The following is a 15,115-nucleotide window of genomic DNA, read 5'->3' on the forward strand; positions in this document are numbered from 1 at the left end:
AGTTCGTTCTCTGAACCCGCGTTTTCCACCTGACCTGACAAAACGCCACTGTTTTCTATACTGAACACACAACTGGCGATTCTCAGAATGGTAGTCGGGAAGCCCTGGTACGCGAACATCGTGCAAAAACAGTGATGTTGACAAGCCTGCAAGCAAGGTTATCAAGGGAGAGCGGAGTCCATGAACCAGAGTACTGCCCAGAAACCCCGGGACAGCGAGCAGACGGGCAAGTCCCATGTGCTGACCCTGCCACTGGAAGACACCCACGTTGACCGGTCACCGCACACCTACGAACGCTGGCTGATTGCCAAGCTGATGCGCATGGCGGGCTCGCCGCCGCTACGGTTCCGGCTCTGGAACGGCGACGTGATCGAGCCGGAAGGACAGCAGTCGCAGTTCACATTGAAGCTGACCGATCCCAAGGCCCTGTACGCGCTGGTTACCAACCCCAACCTGGCTTTCGGCGATCTGTACAGTGCCGGCCGTCTGGAGGTGGAAGGTGACCTGCCGGAGCTGATGGAATGTCTGTACCGGTCTGTGCATCAGGCCCGTCAGAAGTGGCCGAAGTGGCTTGAGGCGCTGTGGCGCAACCACAACCCGCGCTCAACCGGCATCTCGGAGGCCAAGGAAAACATTCACCACCATTACGACCTCGGCAACGAGTTCTATCGCCTCTGGCTCGACACGTCGGAAATGCAATACACCTGCGCCTATTACGAATCCGCCGATCTGACCCTGGAACAGGCGCAGCTGGCGAAACTCGAGCATGTCTGCCGAAAACTCCGGCTCAAGCCCGGGATGACCGTTGTGGAAGCCGGTTGTGGCTGGGGCGGACTGGCCCGCTACATGGCCCGCAACTACGGGGTGAAGGTGCACGCCTACAACATTTCCCGGGAACAGCTGGCCTACGCCCGGGAAGAAGCCCGGAAGCAGGAGCTGGACCATCTGGTGGAGTACGTTGAGGACGATTACCGCAACATCGATGGCCAGTACGACGCCTTTGTTTCCATCGGCATGCTGGAGCATGTGGGCAAGGAGAACTACCCGGCCCTTTCCGAGCTGATCAAGCGCAGCCTGAAACCGGACGGCATTGCCCTGCTGCACAGCATCGGCCGTAACCGACCGATGCTGATGAACGCTTGGATCGAGAAACGGATTTTCCCGGGCGCCTACCCTCCGAGCATCGGCGAGTTCATGGAAATCTGCGAGCACAGCGACTTCTCGGTGCTCGATGTGGAGAACCTGCGCCTGCACTACGCCCAGACCCTGAGCGATTGGATGGAACGGTTCACAGCACGGGAGGACGAGGTCAGCGCCATGTACGACGAGCACTTTACCCGTGCCTGGCGCATGTATCTCGCCGGCTCCATCGCCGCCTTCCGGGCCGGATCGCTCCAGCTGTTCCAGGTGGTATTTACCCACGGCGACAACAACCGGCTGCCCCAGAGCCGCCAGGATCTCTATGCCTTTCCAGCCGCACCCGAGGAGGCCTGATGGATTATTACGACCTGATCATCGTTGGCGCCGGCCCCGCCGGTTCCACCCTGGCCAGAGCCCTGGAAGACACGGGTAAGAAAGCACTGATCATCGACAAACAGGACTTCCCCCGGGACAAGACCTGTGCGGGCTGGGTGACGCCCGCGGTTATGGAAACGCTCGGTATTGATCAGAAAGACTACGGAACCGGCCGGACGCTTCAGCCCATTCGCCGGTTCCGAATCGGCATGATGGGTCAGTCCGCCGTGGAAAACGACCATGGCGAGGTGGTGAGTTACGGCATTCGTCGCTGCGAGTTCGATGACTACCTGTTGGCGCGGGTCGCGGGCCCGAAACAGCTGGCCACCCCCGTCAAGTCCATCGTCCGCAGGGGCGGTAACTGGGTGATCAACGACACCTGGGAAGCGCCACTGGTGGTCGGGGCGGGAGGCCACTTCTGCCCGGTAGCGCGGCTGCTGGGAGACGGCCCCGGCGGCCATGAAACCGTGGTGGCCGCCAAAGAGGTTGAGTTCGAAATGACCCCGGATCAGGCAGCCAGCTGCCAGGCCCGGGGCGACACGCCGGAGCTCTGGTTCTGCCGAGACCTGAAGGGCTACGCCTGGGTTTTCCGCAAGGGCAACTATCTGAACATCGGTCTGGGCCGGGAGGACAATCACAAACTCACTGGTCACCTGGAGGCGTTTGTCGAGGAAATGAAATCAGCGGGGCGCATTCCCGCAGACCTGCCCGGGCGATTCAAAGGTCACGCATACCTGCTCTATGCCCATGCCGAGAGGCCCCTGGTTGACGACGGCGTGATGCTGATCGGTGACGCGGCCGGCCTGGCCTATACCCAGAGCGGCGAGGGTATCCGACCTGCCGTCGAATCCGCCCTGATGGCGGCAGACGTCATCAGAAACGCGGCCGATTACTCGGCCTCGTCACTGCAGGTTTACGGCGATGCCATTGCCGAGCGATTCGGCACCCGGGCCGCTGACGCGGACCAGGGCTGGCAGGTGCCGGACTGGGTCAAGATGCCCCTGGCCAGCACCCTTATGCGGTCGCACTGGTTCACCCGCAAGGTAGTCACCGAAAAATGGTTCCTGCACCGGGAGGTGCCGCCACTGTCAGCTGCTGTCTGAAATGACGGGGAGGAATATATAGCCCTTCCCTATCATTTTTCTGAAATCAATTTATTTAACAATGAGCACCCAAGCCTGTTCAATAACCTCTCGGAGTTAGTTAATGGAGCAGGTCATGAGCGCGTTGAAGTTATTTGTTCATCATCACGGTGTCAGGGGCGACCAGTCGCTGATTAAGACCGTCACCTTTGCCCTGACCCACTTCACTGTGGCGTTCACCGTCGCGTATCTGCTGACCGGCGACCTGATCATCGGCAGTCTGATTGCCATGGTGGAACCGGCCATCAACACCGTGGCCTACTTCTTCCATGAGAAGATCTGGGCCAGGCGCCAGCGCGGATTACTGGACAGAAAGACGCCCGCCCCACACCCGTCTTCACAGGCGTGCTGAGCTGGCAACTGGCCAGTGTCAGACTCCCGGCCCGCAGTCGGTACAGCCCTCCTCCGGGGCCGGGCCAATGCTGAGATTACGGTTCAGGTCCTTGAGCGCAGAACGCAGCCCCTCCTCGATGACCGGATGGTAGAACGGCATCTCCAGCATCTCGCTCACCGTCAGCCGGCGCTGCGCCGACCAGGCCAGCAGGTGGCCAATGTGTTCGGCCGCCGGCCCGAACATTTCGGCGCCCATGAACAGGCCGCTGCCGTGCTCTCCGTAGACCCTCAGCAAGCCCCGGTTTTTGCCGATCACCCGGCTCCGCCCCTGGTCTTCAAAGGACACCTCGCCGACCGCAAAGCAGCCCTGGCAGCGTTCGTTCACCTGATTGATCGTTAGCCCCACCGTCGCGATCTGCGGGTCGGTAAAGACCACCGCCAGGGGTGTCCGACGCAGGCCTGCGCGCACCTCCGGGTAGGCTGCGGCGTTGTCGCCGGCAATCCGTCCCTCGTCGGCAGCCTCGTGCAACAGTGGCAAGCGGTTATTGGCGTCGCCGGCGATGAAGACCGGGCTCTGACCACAACGCAGGGTGTGGGGATCGTAGACCGGCGTGCCGCGGTCATCCAGCTCGAGCTCGGCGTTCTGGATATCCAGGCCGTCGACATTGGGACGACGCCCGGTGGCCGCCAGCACATAATCGAACACCTCCCGGGTCTCGCCTGCGTCTTTATCGATATACGTGACGGCCACGCCGTCTTCTACCCGCTCCACCGACCGGACGTCGGCATCCGGGTCCAGGGGGAATTCTTCATTGAACGTTTCAAGCGCGTATTCCCGGAGACTGTCGTCCTGGATCGGGCCGACACTCCCGCCAACGCCAAACATGCGCACGCGCACACCCAGCCGACTGAGGGCCTGGCCGAGCTCAAGGCCAATAACGCCAGGACCGAACACTGCCACAGAGCCGGGAAGATCCTGCCATTCGAAAATGTCATCATTCACCACCAGTCGATCCTTGGCGTCTTTCAGGAAGCCGGGAACATTGGGACGGGAGCCGGTGGCAATGATGATCCTGTCGGCCTGCACTTCGGTGTCTTCTCCCACCTTCAGCAGATCAGGACCGACAAACCGGGCATGCCCCATCAACCGGTGCTGCCGGGGAAATTTCTCAACCGACCGGATGACGCCGTCAACGAAACGGTCGCGCTCGGAACGAACCCGCTCCATCACCCGCTTGCCATCAATCGCAACCTCCCGGGCGAACACGCCAAACAGCTCACCCATCCGGGCCTGGTGGGCGTTCTCCGCCGCTGCAATCAGCAGCTTGCTGGGCATGCAGCCCACGCGGGCACAGGTGGTGCCGTACTGGTCGGACTCGATCAGGACCACCTTGTCGGTGACTTTCCGTACCCTCTGGTAAGCCACCATGCCCGCGGTACCGGCGCCGATGATGGCAACATCAACCTGTCGTTTATCCATGAACTGCCTCCTGCCAGACGCTCCCGACAGCCGGGAACGGAGGAAAGGTTTGATCGGGTGTGTCCTCAGTATAGAAGCACAGGCAAGGTGCACGCGTCGCGTGAAAAACCCGCGGCTTCACACTATGCTGTCAGGCTTCGATCATTGGTACCCAGTCAGATACGCGCGGGAGGGGAGACACAGACCATGCAGACTTACTGGCCGGAATTTCTGACGGTTGCCCTGGTGCACCTGCTGGCCGTGGCAAGCCCCGGGCCCGATTTTGCGGTTATGCTGCGCCAGGCCCTGTTCCAGAGCCGTCGAAATGCCCTTCTCTGTGCCGTGGGTATCGGCGCCGGTATTCTGGTGCACGTAACCTACTCGCTGCTGGGCATTGGTCTGCTGATACAGCAGTCGATCCTGTTGTTCAGCATTCTGAAAGTGCTGGGCGCCCTGTACCTGGCCTGGATAGCGGTCCAGTGCCTGAGAGCCCGGGCCGGGGGCATCCACGTTGGCCAGCAATCGGATACCCGGCAATCCGGTGCAGCGGCGCTGCGCCTGGGGTTTCTGACCAACACTCTGAACCCCAAGGCGACCCTGTTCTTCGTGTCGCTGTTCTCGGTGGTCATCAGCCCGGGCACGCCGGTTGCGCTGCAGGCGGGCTATGGCCTGTACATGGCGCTGGCGACCGGACTGTGGTTTGCCATGGTGGCGGTATTCTTCACCCTGCCCCGGGTCCGACGGGGCTTTAACCGGTTCGGGCACTGGCTCGACCGGTTGATGGGCGGCGTGCTGTTGTTGCTTGCCGGCCAGCTCCTGTTCTCTACAGTGAGCGGATCAGAGCCTCCGTCTGGGCCCACCCCAGGCATGGGTCGGTGATCGAGCAGCCGTAACGCAGCTCTTCGCCGTCGTCCTGGCGCCCCGGCTCCAGGAAACTTTCCAGCATCAGCCCCCGGATGTGATGGTTGCCGGCAAGGCGCTGGGCCATCACGTCCCGGGCGATGTCGAGCTGGCGTTCCGCCTGCTTGCGGGCGTTATCGTGGCTGCAATCGACCATCACCGCGGTAGACAGGCAGGCCTTGCGAAGCGAAGCCACCGCCTGCTCAATGCTCCCGGCGTCGTAGTTGGTAATGCCACGCCCACCCCTGAGCACCAGATGGGTGTCGGGGTTGCCGCGGGTGGTGATCATCACCGGTGCTCCGGTGGCTGAAACGCCCATGTGGTGATGTGGATGCGCTGCCGACTTCATGGCGTTGGTGGCCACGGCAATGCCGCCGTCGGTACCGTTCTTGAAGCCGGTCGGCATGGGCAGGCCGCTGACCATCTCCCGGTGCACCTGGGATTCGGTGGTCCTGGCGCCAATGGCGGTCCAGCTGATCAGATCACCGAGATAATCCATGGCGAACGGACTGAGCGCCTCGGTGGCCAGTGGCAATCCCATGCCCGCGAGATTGAGCAGCAGGCGTCGTGATCGCAGCAAACCCTCCCCCAGATTGCCCTCGCCGGTACGCTCCGGATCGTAAAGCAGACCTTTCCAACCCACGGTGGTGCGCGGCTTCTCCAGGTAGGCCCGCATGACAATCAGGAACCGGTCGCTCACCGTATCCGCCAGGACTTTGAGTTTCTCGGCGTATTCCAGCGCCGCCACTTCGTCGTGAATGGAGCAGGGGCCCATCACAATCAGGAGTCTCGGATCGTCCCCCCGCAGGATAGCCCGGATAGCCTGCCGGTGTTCGGCCACCTGGGCGGCCAGCGCATCGGTCGTCGGCATCTGCCGCCGGAGTTCGGCCGGGGTAGGCAGTCTGGTCTCAACCCGGTGGGCTGGCGTGCCCTGGCTGTCCTGCTGGGTCAGTTCGGTTTTCAACGGCATGTTCATGTCAGTGTTTCCGTTTCCCTGGGTCAGAATCAAAAAAGCCCCGGCTGGGCTACCAGTCGGGGCTTTCTGAGTCCGGTGGCAGCCTGGGTTTTCTGCCGGGCTGCCTTCCTCGTTGTTCGTTCGATGAAGATCCTATGGGCGGCCCTGGCTCTGGCTAAAATAAAAGCCATAACCAAACCACCAGAAAAACACAGCAGCGACCGCAGCCACCGGCTTGGCGCCGAAAGCTTGCGAAACATTCAATTGACAGGTCGCGTGTGTGATCTTCATGCTTTTCAATATATACCCCCGGTTTTCCCCTTGGCAACCCGTGCGCCGGAGATTTTTTTCCTCTTCCCTCAAGATCGGGAGCAGACACTGATGGTTTCACCGCAACGTTTCATCTCACTGCTGGTTCTGGTTTGGGCTCTCTTCCTGGCCACCGGGCCGGCCACGGCCCGGGCGGAAACGCGGACCTACGAGTTGAATAACCGGGCTGGCGAGGAGGTCGCCAGGCAGGTTGAGGACCTCTACCAGGGATCGCCCGTCACCGTTATTGCCCGGGGGCAGCAGTTGATCGTGCGCGGTCAGCCGGACCTGCTGGACGAGATTGGCACTCTGGTGGAGACCCTGGACGTGGCGCCGGTGCAGCTGCGGATCACTGTTCGCTCCCGCACCGACAGCGGCGGCAAGCGCTCGGGCGCGGGCGTATCGGTGACCAACGACCAGGTTGGCATCGGCGCTGAACGCCGGGTGACTACTACCGGACAGAACCAGGAGCGGAGCCTGGTGATGCAGGACGGCCAGTCTGCCCACATCACCTCTGGCCAGATCCGCACCCTGCCTGTGGCCATTCAGGGCGGAAGAAATCCAGCGGCATTTCTGCAACAGGTGGAAACACGCAGCGGCTTCCTGGTAAGCCCCCAGGTCATTTCCGACCAGGCGGTGGAGCTGAGCATCGTGTCATTCGAGGAGGACCCGGCATCGATCGAGGGCTATGAAACCGAGGCACTGGTGACCGTTCGCAGGGTGGAACCGGGCCAATGGGTCAGCCTCGGCAGCACCAGTACCCGCAGATCTCAGCAACGAAGCGGCATCACCTACCAGGTGAACAGCAGCCGCTCAGACAACCGCAGCTTTGAAGTGAGAGTGGAGCTCCTACCCTGAGATCAGGTTTTGCGCCGGGCCAGCAGCACCTGCTTGGCCTCGTTGAGCTTGGCCGCCAGGTAATCGTTGCCGCCGCGATCGGGATGGAGTTTCTGCATTAACCGCCGGTGCGCCATGACAATATCCTGCTCCGGACAATCCTCGTCTACGCCCAGGATGTCGCAGGCTTCTCGCACCGACATACGGTCGGTTGCCGGAACCCCGGAGTCTTGCCTTCGGCCAAAGGGATCTTCTGCCCGGGCGCCCTCGCTGTCCCCGACGCCAAAAAGGCGGCTGATGGCAGGCGCGTACTTCAAGAGAGCCGGCAACTTTCGCAACAGTGGAATGACCGCTGCCACGGCCGCTGTCAGCACGTGAACCCGGCCGGTGAGCACCATGAAGACCAGCAGTGCACCGCCCACCACCAGGACAATTTTCCAGATGGCCGCCTTCTTCTTTTCTGCCGTCAAGGCGCCCCACTGCTTAAGAATCACAAACACCGCCGCGGCCAATGCGATTCCCAGAATCCACTGCATGGTTGATCCCTACTCTGAATGCCGTCGTAATTCTGTCACCGACAACCATTAGATTACCAGCACCCCGGTGGAAAAACGGTACTGGCCAAAGCCCCTTGCAATACGGCAAGATCGGCAGGCCAGACTAGATAGAAATACCTACAACCCGGTGACAATAGCAATCGTATTTTTGTAGGATGCTATGTTTCGTCACACGTGAATGATTCCCGTATTCAATCAGTCTGTCGTGTAATGGATCGGCAAGGGAACGCAGATCACCCGCCTCCCCTGAAGCCCGACACTGTTGCAGCGCCCAGACTGGACAGAGATTTCCAGGATCCGACCTATGCGTACTGCTTCCCGCTTTGTGATTGTCATTATCTTTCTTGGCGTGGTGCTTGGGGGCATCTTCGGCTACAAGTTCTACCAGTTCGGCCAGATGCAGGAGCAGATGTCCCAGCCCCAGCCGCCCGCCCAGATCTCCGCCACCGAAGCCCGCACCGAGAGCTGGACACCTGCCATCAAGGCCGTTGGCAGTGTGGAAGCGATCAACGGCATCGAGGTGGCCAACGAAGTGCCCGGCGTGATTGAAACCATCAATTTCGAGTCCGGTGACGTGGTCAAGCAGGGTGACGTACTCATCCGGATCGATTCGGCCATCGACGAAGCCGCGCTGCGCACGCGACGGGCCGAAGCGCAACTGGCGGAACAGGAATTCAAGCGTGTATCTGACCTGCTGCCCAAACGCGCCGTTTCCCAGTCCCAGTACGACGAAGCCAAAGCCAACTTCGACGCTGCCCGCGCGCGGGTCAACGAAGCCGAAGCCCAGCTCAGCAAGAAGATCATCCGGGCTCCCTTCGACGGCACCCTCGGTATCCGTATGGTGGATCAGGGCGAATACATTGCCACCGGCACCCCGATTGTCGAGATCAACATGCTTGATCCGATTTACGTGGATTACACCCTGTCGGAAAAGAATCTGCCGGACATCGACACCGGGTATCCGGTGATCGCAACGGTCGCAGCCGTGCCTGAGCAGCAGTTCAAGGGCACCGTCAGCGCCATCAATACCTCGGTCAATCCGGAAACCCGTACCGTTCGCATCCGGGCAACCCTCAAGAACCCGGCCAATCTGCTGCGCCCGGGTATGTTTGCCACGGTGCTGACCCAGCAGCCAAAAGATAATGAGGTGGTAACTGTGCCGCGCACCGCCATCTCCTACAACACCTACGGCGATTTCGTGTTTGTGGTCGCGGAAAACGACAACGGCGAACTGGTGGTTCAGCGGCGCACGGTTACTACCGGCGAGACCCGCAACACCCGCGTGGCCATCCTGTCCGGGCTGGAAGCCGGCGAAACCGTGGTTTCCAAGGGCCTCCTGCGTCTGCGTGCCGGCCAGAAGGTCACCATCCAGGAGAGCAGCGAGTCGCAGGACAGCAAGCAGGAGGCGTCTGAGTAATGCGCTTCACCGATATCTTCATCCACCGGCCGGTACTGGCCACGGTGGTCAGCCTGCTGATCCTGCTCCTTGGCGCCAGGGCCGCCATGGAAATGGAGATACGGCAGTACCCGGAGCTTGAAAGCACCACGGTGACGGTCACCACTGCCTACCCCGGTGCCAGCTCGGACCTGATCAAGGGGTTCATCACCACGCCGCTGCAGCAGGCCATTGCCGAGGCCAGCGGCATTGATTACCTCACGTCCACCAGTTCCCAGGGCACTTCGACCATCGAAGCGAAGATGATCCTGAACTACGACGCCAATGCGGCGCTGGCAGAGATTCAGGCCAAGGTGGCCAGCCAGCGCAACGTGCTGCCGGCGGAGGCCCAGGATCCGGTCATCACCTCCACCACCGGCGACTCCACGGCGCTGATGTACATCGCGTTCTACAGTGAAGAGCTGGCCGTTCCCCAGATTACCGATTACCTGACCCGAGTGGTGCAGCCCCGTCTGCAGGCGCTGTCCGGCGTCGGCAAGGCGGAACTGCTGGGCCGGAAGTTTGCCCTGCGGGTATGGCTGGACCCGGAACGCCTGGCGGCGGTGGACATGACCCCGCAGGAAGTGGTGGCACGGCTTCGTGCCAACAACTATCAAGCGGCCGTGGGTAACACCAAAGGCACCTACACCGAAATCAGCATGACCAGCGACACTGACGTGGCCGACCCGGACGCGTTCCGGAACCTGGTGGTGAAACAGGCCAACGGTACCCAGATTCGCCTGCAGGACATTGCCCGCGTGGAGCTCGGCTCCGAAACCTACAACCAGCTGGCGCTGTACAAGGGCCAGCCTGCCACCTACGTGGCCATCGAGCTTGCCCCGGGAGCCAACCCGCTGACCGTGGCTGGCCTGGTGAAGGACCAGCTTCCCGACATTGAGAGCCAGCTGCCGGACGGCCTGAAAGTTCGCCTGGCCTACGATGCGTCCGACTTCATCGAGGACTCCATCAACGAGGTCATCAAGACCCTGCTAGAGGCCCTGGTGATCGTTCTGGTGGTTGTGTTCCTGTGCCTCGGGTCCATTCGAGCCTCGGTGGTACCTTCTGTGGCGGTGCCGCTGTCACTGGTTGGCGGCGCCTTTATCATGCTGATGTTCGGGTTTTCCCTGAACCTGCTGACCCTGCTGTCCATGGTGCTTGCCATCGGCCTGGTGGTGGACGACGCCATCATCATGGTGGAAAACGTTCATCGCCACATCGAGCAGGGCGAATCCCGCTTCGAGGCAGCCATTCACGGCGCCCGGGAAATGGCGGTGCCGATCATCGCCATGACCACTACCCTCGTGGCAGTGTACGCACCCATCGGCTTCATGGGTGGGCTGGTTGGCTCCCTGTTCACCGAATTTGCCTTCACCCTTGCCGGCACCGTGGTGATTTCCGGGATCGCGGCACTGACCCTCTCACCGATGCTCTCGGGCAAGGTGCTCAAGCCCCACGGCAACCCGGGGCGCTTCGAGAGCCTGGTGGAGAAAACCTTCAACGGCCTGGCAGCGAGCTACAAGCGGGCGCTCAGCTCACTGATGCAGACCAAGTCAGTGGTTATCTTCTTTGCCGTGGTGGTTCTGGGCTCCATCTACTTCATGGTGACCATGAGCCAGAACGAACTGGCGCCGACCGAAGACCAGGGCATCCTGTTCTACCAGGGCCTCGGGCCACAGACCTCTACCCTGGATTACCTGCTTGAGCACGGCAACGAGATCCAGGAGCGCATGGAAACCGTCCCGGGCTACAACGAGGATTTCCAGATCATCGGCATTACCGGCCCCAATGCGGTATTTGGCGGTTTCAAGATGGCGCCCTGGAGCCAGCGTGAGATCAGCCAGTTTGAGGCCCAGCCGCTACTCGATGCCGAACTCAAGAAGGTGACCGGCCTGCAGACCGCCGTATTCCCCCGTCCGTCTCTGCCGGGCTCGGGCGGCGGCCTGCCGTTCCAGTTCGTGATCACCACGGGCAGCAGCTACGAGCAGCTGAACCAGGTGGCCGATGAAATGCTCGGCAAGGCCATGGCCAGCGGTAACTTTATGTTCCTGCAGAAGTCCATCAACTTCGACCGGCCCATTACCCGCATCAATGTCGACCGGGACCGGGTTGCGGACCTGGGTCTTTCAATGCAGGACGTCGGCCAGAGTCTGTCGAGCATGCTCGGCGGCGGCTACATCAACCGCTTCAGCATGGAGGGCCGCTCGTACCAGGTGATCCCACAGGTGGACCAGCAGTTCCGGCTGGACGCTCAGGCGCTGAACGATTACTACATCCGGGCCGATAACGGCGAACTGGTGCCCCTGGGCAGCGTGGTCAGTTTCACCCGGGACGTGGAACCATCGAACCGAACCCAGTTCAATCAGCAGAACTCGCTGACGCTCCAGGGCGTTGTCATGCCCGGGGTGGCGGCGGGGACCGCCATGGACTTCATGGAGCAGACCGCGGCCGAGGTGCTGCCCCAGGGCTTCGGCTACGACTACACCGGACAGACCCGGCAGCTGGCCACGCAGGGCAGCGCCCTGATGGTGACCTTCTTCCTGTCGCTGCTGGTGATCTACCTGGTGCTGGCGGCGCAGTTCGAAAGCTGGCGTGATCCGTTCATCATCCTGGTGTCCGTCCCCATGTCGGTGGCCGGTGCCATGGCGTTCATTGTGCTCGGGTTCGCCTCCATGAACATCTACACACAGGTGGGGCTCATTACCCTGATCGGGGTGGTGTCGAAGAACGGCATCCTTATCGTGGAATTCGCCAACCAGCTGCAGAAAGAGCGGGGGCTCAACAAGTTTGACGCGGTGGTGGAAGCGGCCGCCATCCGGCTGCGGCCCATCATCATGACCTCGCTGGCGCTTATCTTTGCGATGGTGCCGCTGCTGATTGCCATCGGCCCGGGCGCCGAGAGCCGTTTCGCCATCGGCCTGACCATCAGTGCCGGCCTGGGCATTGGCACGCTGTTCACCATCTTCGTGCTGCCGGCGTTCTACATTCTGCTCGGCCGTGATCATCACGGCACTGCCGCTGAAGAGTATGGCAACGGCGGAGAGAGTCAGGACAAAGCCGCTCCGGCACACTAGACTGGTGGATCAGGGCCCGGCCACAACTCTGTGTGCCGGGCTTTTTGTACCCCGATTGCAAAAAGGCAAAACAACGCTGTGACTCTCGGAACCCTGTTCTGGCTGTTCGTGGCCGGCTTCGCTGTCTGGTACTGGTGGCGCGCCAAGGCCATCAAGGATTTCGTGCTCCAGGCCGCACACCGCTACTGCAAGAGCATGGATGTCATGCTGCTCGACGACGCCGTCTTTCTGCGCGGGCTCTGGTTCAAGCGCGACGAACAGGGCCGGCTTCGGGTGTGGCGGCGGTTCCTGTTCGATTTCACCTCCACCGGTGAGGAACGCTATACCGGCCGCATCATCATGCTGGGACAGCGCATCCAGCACATGGAACTGGAGCCACACCGGTTTTCCTGACTCCCCCGATACCCGGCCTCCCCCATTTGGGCGATTTCTCAACACCGCAACTGCACGAATAATCGACAACGCATCGACGACCGTCGGCCACCTCACGTGGCCGTCAACAAAAACAACAGGAGTCAAACATGCGTTCCCGACTTACCGCAGCAATCATGCTGGGGCTGGCCTTGCTGTCAGTCTCATTTTTCAGTCACGCCAGCTACACCCAGACCCGACATCCGATCGTGCTGGTTCATGGCGTCACCGGTTTCAACACCATCGGCGGCCTGATCAACTATTTCCACACCATTCCCTGGAACCTCGAACGAAGCGGCGCGAGGGTGTATTCCGCCAGCGTTTCCTTCGTGAACAGCAGTGAACAGCGCGGCCAGCAACTGGCCAACTACATCAATACCCTGGGGCATTCCAAGGTCAACCTCATGGCCCACAGCCAGGGGGCACCCACCTCCCGGGTTGCCGCCGCCCTGATCCCCCACCGGATCGCCTCGATTACGTCGATCGACGGCGTCAACAAGGGCTCGAAAGTGGCGGATGTTATCCGTGGCATCATTCCGCCGGGCAGTTACGTTGAAGGCGGGGCCGATGCCATTGCCAACGCCCTGGGTGAGCTGATCAACGCCCTGTCTGGCGCCAGCAACCCTCAGGATGGCCTGGCCGCCCTTGAAACGCTCACCACACCCGGCACCACCAGCCTGAACAATGCCTTGGGCTGGAAAGGCGTAAACCGCTACAACTGTGCCGGTACCAGTGAAGACGTGTGGATCAACGGTAACCGCGTCAAGTTCTTCTCGTGGACAGGCCGGGGCGTCTGGACCAACGTCTTCGACATCACCGATCCGTTCCTGGGCATCACCTCGCTGGCCTTCGGCAGCGAGCCCAACGATGGCCTGGTCGGCGTCTGCTCCACCATGATGGGCAATGTGATCGGCACCCACTACGACATGAACCACGTGGATGCCATCAATCACCTCCTGGGCGCCCGTTCGCTCTGGACCAACCCCGTCACACTCTACCGCACCCAGGCTAACCGGCTGAAAAACCGCGGCTTGTGAGGTTCCGATGAAAGCAAGAACCATCGAATTTCCTCGATGGCTGATTGCCGGGGCACTGTCGACCGTTCTGGTCGGCGGTGCCTTCTGGTACATGCAGCCGACCCTCCCCCCTGACAATCACCAGCCAACCACTGGCACTCAGGCATCGGATCAATCATCTGCCCCGGTGAATGCCAGTGCCGGCACCGACGATCAACTGCAGCCCGCGCCAGCCCCTGAACCCACACAGGAAGAGCAATACCAGACACCGCAGTCCCTCGGGCCCGAGCCTTTCGCTCCGTCCCTGGCGGGCACCCAGATCGACGGTGTGCTCAGGGCCGATGTCAACGGCCAACTGGTGGTCGATCTGAGGGTTCGCGATTTCTTTGATTACTTCCTCAGCACGGTCGGGGAAGTGTCTCCGGAGACCGCCATTGGCCAGATTGAGTCAATGGCTCGCACCCATCTGCCTGAGGCCGCCGCCAGCCGGGCCCTGGAACTGCTCGACCAGTACCTGGCCTACAAGCAGTCGGCGCTCTCTGTGATGCAGACCGAACTGGATCCCGCCCTGCGGGAGGACCCCTCCTATCAGCTGCGTGCGCTGGGCGATGCACTGGCCAGACTCAAGCAGCTACGACAAACCACCTTCGATACCGAAGCCCACCAGGCCTTCTTCGGCCTGGAGGAAGCCTACAGTGAATACACCCTGGCCGGCCTGGCCATCCAGCAGCGGAACGACCTCAGCAGCCAGGGCAAACAGGCACTGATCGAATGGCATCGCAACCAGTTACCGGAACAAATCCGCAACACCGAACAACGCCTGCATGCCAGCACCCGTCAACAGCAGGCCCGGGTCGCGGCCATCGACGCCGCTGGCTCACCCTCCGATGCCGGCGAGCGCCTTGCCGAGCTGGGGCTGCCGGCCGAGGAAGTCACCAGCGTGGTGAACTATCTCGAGAATCGGGAACGCTTCGAAGGCCGGTTCGAGGACTTCCGGCAGGCCATGAACGAAGAAGACCCTTCCGGTCTCTCGGCGGCCGACCGTGATCGCTATCGGGAAAACCTTCTGGAGCAGTATTTTCCGGATGAACAGGACCGGACCTGGGCGCGTCTGAAGATGCTCGGCAACAGCTGAGGAATGTGCGGGGACTCCCGAAACTCTCGGGGCCGGCCGG

The 15,115-nt window shown here is 61.5% G+C and carries 13 protein-coding genes; 10 read left to right on the forward strand and 3 right to left on the reverse strand.

Annotated features, from left to right (window positions below; translation table 11 throughout):
• Nucleotides 1-180: 180 nt before the first annotated feature.
• From AC0J1C_RS15535 to AC0J1C_RS15545, 3 genes are all read left to right on the forward strand, one after another.
• Nucleotides 181-1,494, forward strand: a complete 1,314-nt coding sequence (locus AC0J1C_RS15535; protein WP_473044684.1) for a class I SAM-dependent methyltransferase — start codon at nt 181-183, stop codon at nt 1,492-1,494.
• The gene (locus AC0J1C_RS15540) at nt 1,494-2,618 is read left to right on the forward strand and encodes an NAD(P)/FAD-dependent oxidoreductase (RefSeq protein ID WP_473044685.1); all 1,125 of its coding nucleotides are present in this window, start codon (nt 1,494-1,496) and stop codon (nt 2,616-2,618) included. Before AC0J1C_RS15535 ends, AC0J1C_RS15540 begins: the two co-directional genes overlap by 1 nt.
• A 115-nt stretch (nt 2,619-2,733) precedes the next feature.
• Nucleotides 2,734-3,009, forward strand: coding sequence for a DUF2061 domain-containing protein (locus AC0J1C_RS15545; protein ID WP_375192720.1), 276 nt, complete (start codon nt 2,734-2,736; stop codon nt 3,007-3,009).
• An 18-nt stretch (nt 3,010-3,027) separates the two neighbouring features.
• Here the strand turns inward: AC0J1C_RS15545 and AC0J1C_RS15550 are convergent, their stop codons facing one another.
• Nucleotides 3,028-4,470, reverse strand: coding sequence for a dihydrolipoyl dehydrogenase (locus AC0J1C_RS15550; protein WP_473044686.1), 1,443 nt, complete (start codon nt 4,468-4,470; stop codon nt 3,028-3,030).
• 186 nt (nt 4,471-4,656) lie between these two features.
• On the opposite strand from AC0J1C_RS15550, the gene AC0J1C_RS15555 reads away from it, so the two are divergent.
• Nucleotides 4,657-5,328, forward strand: coding sequence for a LysE family translocator (locus tag AC0J1C_RS15555; RefSeq protein WP_473044688.1), 672 nt, complete (start codon nt 4,657-4,659; stop codon nt 5,326-5,328).
• Here the strand turns inward: AC0J1C_RS15555 and AC0J1C_RS15560 are convergent.
• Nucleotides 5,273-6,325, reverse strand: a complete 1,053-nt coding sequence (locus tag AC0J1C_RS15560; RefSeq protein ID WP_473044689.1) for a 3-deoxy-7-phosphoheptulonate synthase — start codon at nt 6,323-6,325, stop codon at nt 5,273-5,275. The two genes, AC0J1C_RS15555 and AC0J1C_RS15560, sit on opposite strands and share 56 nt — an antisense overlap.
• Before the next feature lie 360 nt (nt 6,326-6,685).
• Here AC0J1C_RS15560 and AC0J1C_RS15565 point away from each other — a divergent pair, with 360 nt between their 5' ends.
• Nucleotides 6,686-7,471, forward strand: coding sequence for a secretin N-terminal domain-containing protein (locus tag AC0J1C_RS15565; protein ID WP_473044691.1), 786 nt, complete (start codon nt 6,686-6,688; stop codon nt 7,469-7,471).
• Nucleotides 7,472-7,473: 2 nt separating this feature from the next.
• Here AC0J1C_RS15565 and AC0J1C_RS15570 read toward each other — a convergent pair whose 3' ends face one another.
• Nucleotides 7,474-7,986 (reverse strand): DnaJ domain-containing protein, encoded by a 513-nt coding sequence (locus AC0J1C_RS15570; protein ID WP_473044692.1) that lies wholly within the window; start codon nt 7,984-7,986, stop codon nt 7,474-7,476.
• A 325-nt stretch (nt 7,987-8,311) separates the two neighbouring features.
• Here AC0J1C_RS15570 and AC0J1C_RS15575 point away from each other — a divergent pair, with 325 nt between their 5' ends.
• From AC0J1C_RS15575 to AC0J1C_RS15595, 5 genes are all read left to right on the forward strand, one after another.
• A complete protein-coding gene (locus AC0J1C_RS15575) occupies nt 8,312-9,424 on the forward strand; it encodes an efflux RND transporter periplasmic adaptor subunit (protein ID WP_473044694.1) in 1,113 nt (370 codons plus the stop codon).
• Complete coding sequence (locus AC0J1C_RS15580) at nt 9,424-12,513, forward strand: efflux RND transporter permease subunit (RefSeq protein WP_473044696.1); 3,090 nt, start codon at nt 9,424-9,426, stop codon at nt 12,511-12,513. The genes AC0J1C_RS15575 and AC0J1C_RS15580 overlap by 1 nt, the downstream gene beginning before the upstream one ends.
• 78 nt (nt 12,514-12,591) lie before the next feature.
• Complete coding sequence (locus AC0J1C_RS15585; RefSeq protein WP_091988210.1) at nt 12,592-12,906, forward strand: DUF3301 domain-containing protein; 315 nt, start codon at nt 12,592-12,594, stop codon at nt 12,904-12,906.
• A gap of 128 nt (nt 12,907-13,034) precedes the next feature.
• Nucleotides 13,035-13,961: an esterase/lipase family protein gene (locus AC0J1C_RS15590; protein WP_375192711.1), complete on the forward strand. Its 927-nt coding sequence runs from the start codon at nt 13,035-13,037 to the stop codon at nt 13,959-13,961.
• Nucleotides 13,962-13,968: 7 nt separating this feature from the next.
• Nucleotides 13,969-15,075, forward strand: a complete 1,107-nt coding sequence (locus AC0J1C_RS15595; protein ID WP_473044698.1) for a lipase secretion chaperone — start codon at nt 13,969-13,971, stop codon at nt 15,073-15,075.
• The last annotated feature ends 40 nt before the right edge of the window (nt 15,076-15,115 follow it).

The sequence above is a fragment of the Marinobacter sp. E2 genome, assembly GCF_055755345.1.

Bases quoted from the DNA above. Each gene is read 5' to 3' on its own strand.
- AC0J1C_RS15535 (WP_473044684.1), top strand. From the start codon at position 181: ATGAACCAGAGTACTGCCCAGAAACCCCGGGACAGCGAGCAGACGGGC.
- AC0J1C_RS15540 (WP_473044685.1), top strand. From the start codon at position 1,494: ATGGATTATTACGACCTGATCATCGTTGGCGCCGGCCCCGCCGGTTCC.
- AC0J1C_RS15545 (WP_375192720.1), top strand. From the start codon at position 2,734: ATGAGCGCGTTGAAGTTATTTGTTCATCATCACGGTGTCAGGGGCGAC.
- AC0J1C_RS15550 (WP_473044686.1), bottom strand. From the start codon at position 4,470: ATGGATAAACGACAGGTTGATGTTGCCATCATCGGCGCCGGTACCGCG.
- AC0J1C_RS15555 (WP_473044688.1), top strand. From the start codon at position 4,657: ATGCAGACTTACTGGCCGGAATTTCTGACGGTTGCCCTGGTGCACCTG.
- AC0J1C_RS15560 (WP_473044689.1), bottom strand. From the start codon at position 6,325: ATGAACATGCCGTTGAAAACCGAACTGACCCAGCAGGACAGCCAGGGC.
- AC0J1C_RS15565 (WP_473044691.1), top strand. From the start codon at position 6,686: ATGGTTTCACCGCAACGTTTCATCTCACTGCTGGTTCTGGTTTGGGCT.
- AC0J1C_RS15570 (WP_473044692.1), bottom strand. From the start codon at position 7,986: ATGCAGTGGATTCTGGGAATCGCATTGGCCGCGGCGGTGTTTGTGATT.
- AC0J1C_RS15575 (WP_473044694.1), top strand. From the start codon at position 8,312: ATGCGTACTGCTTCCCGCTTTGTGATTGTCATTATCTTTCTTGGCGTG.
- AC0J1C_RS15580 (WP_473044696.1), top strand. From the start codon at position 9,424: ATGCGCTTCACCGATATCTTCATCCACCGGCCGGTACTGGCCACGGTG.
- AC0J1C_RS15590 (WP_375192711.1), top strand. From the start codon at position 13,035: ATGCGTTCCCGACTTACCGCAGCAATCATGCTGGGGCTGGCCTTGCTG.
- AC0J1C_RS15595 (WP_473044698.1), top strand. From the start codon at position 13,969: ATGAAAGCAAGAACCATCGAATTTCCTCGATGGCTGATTGCCGGGGCA.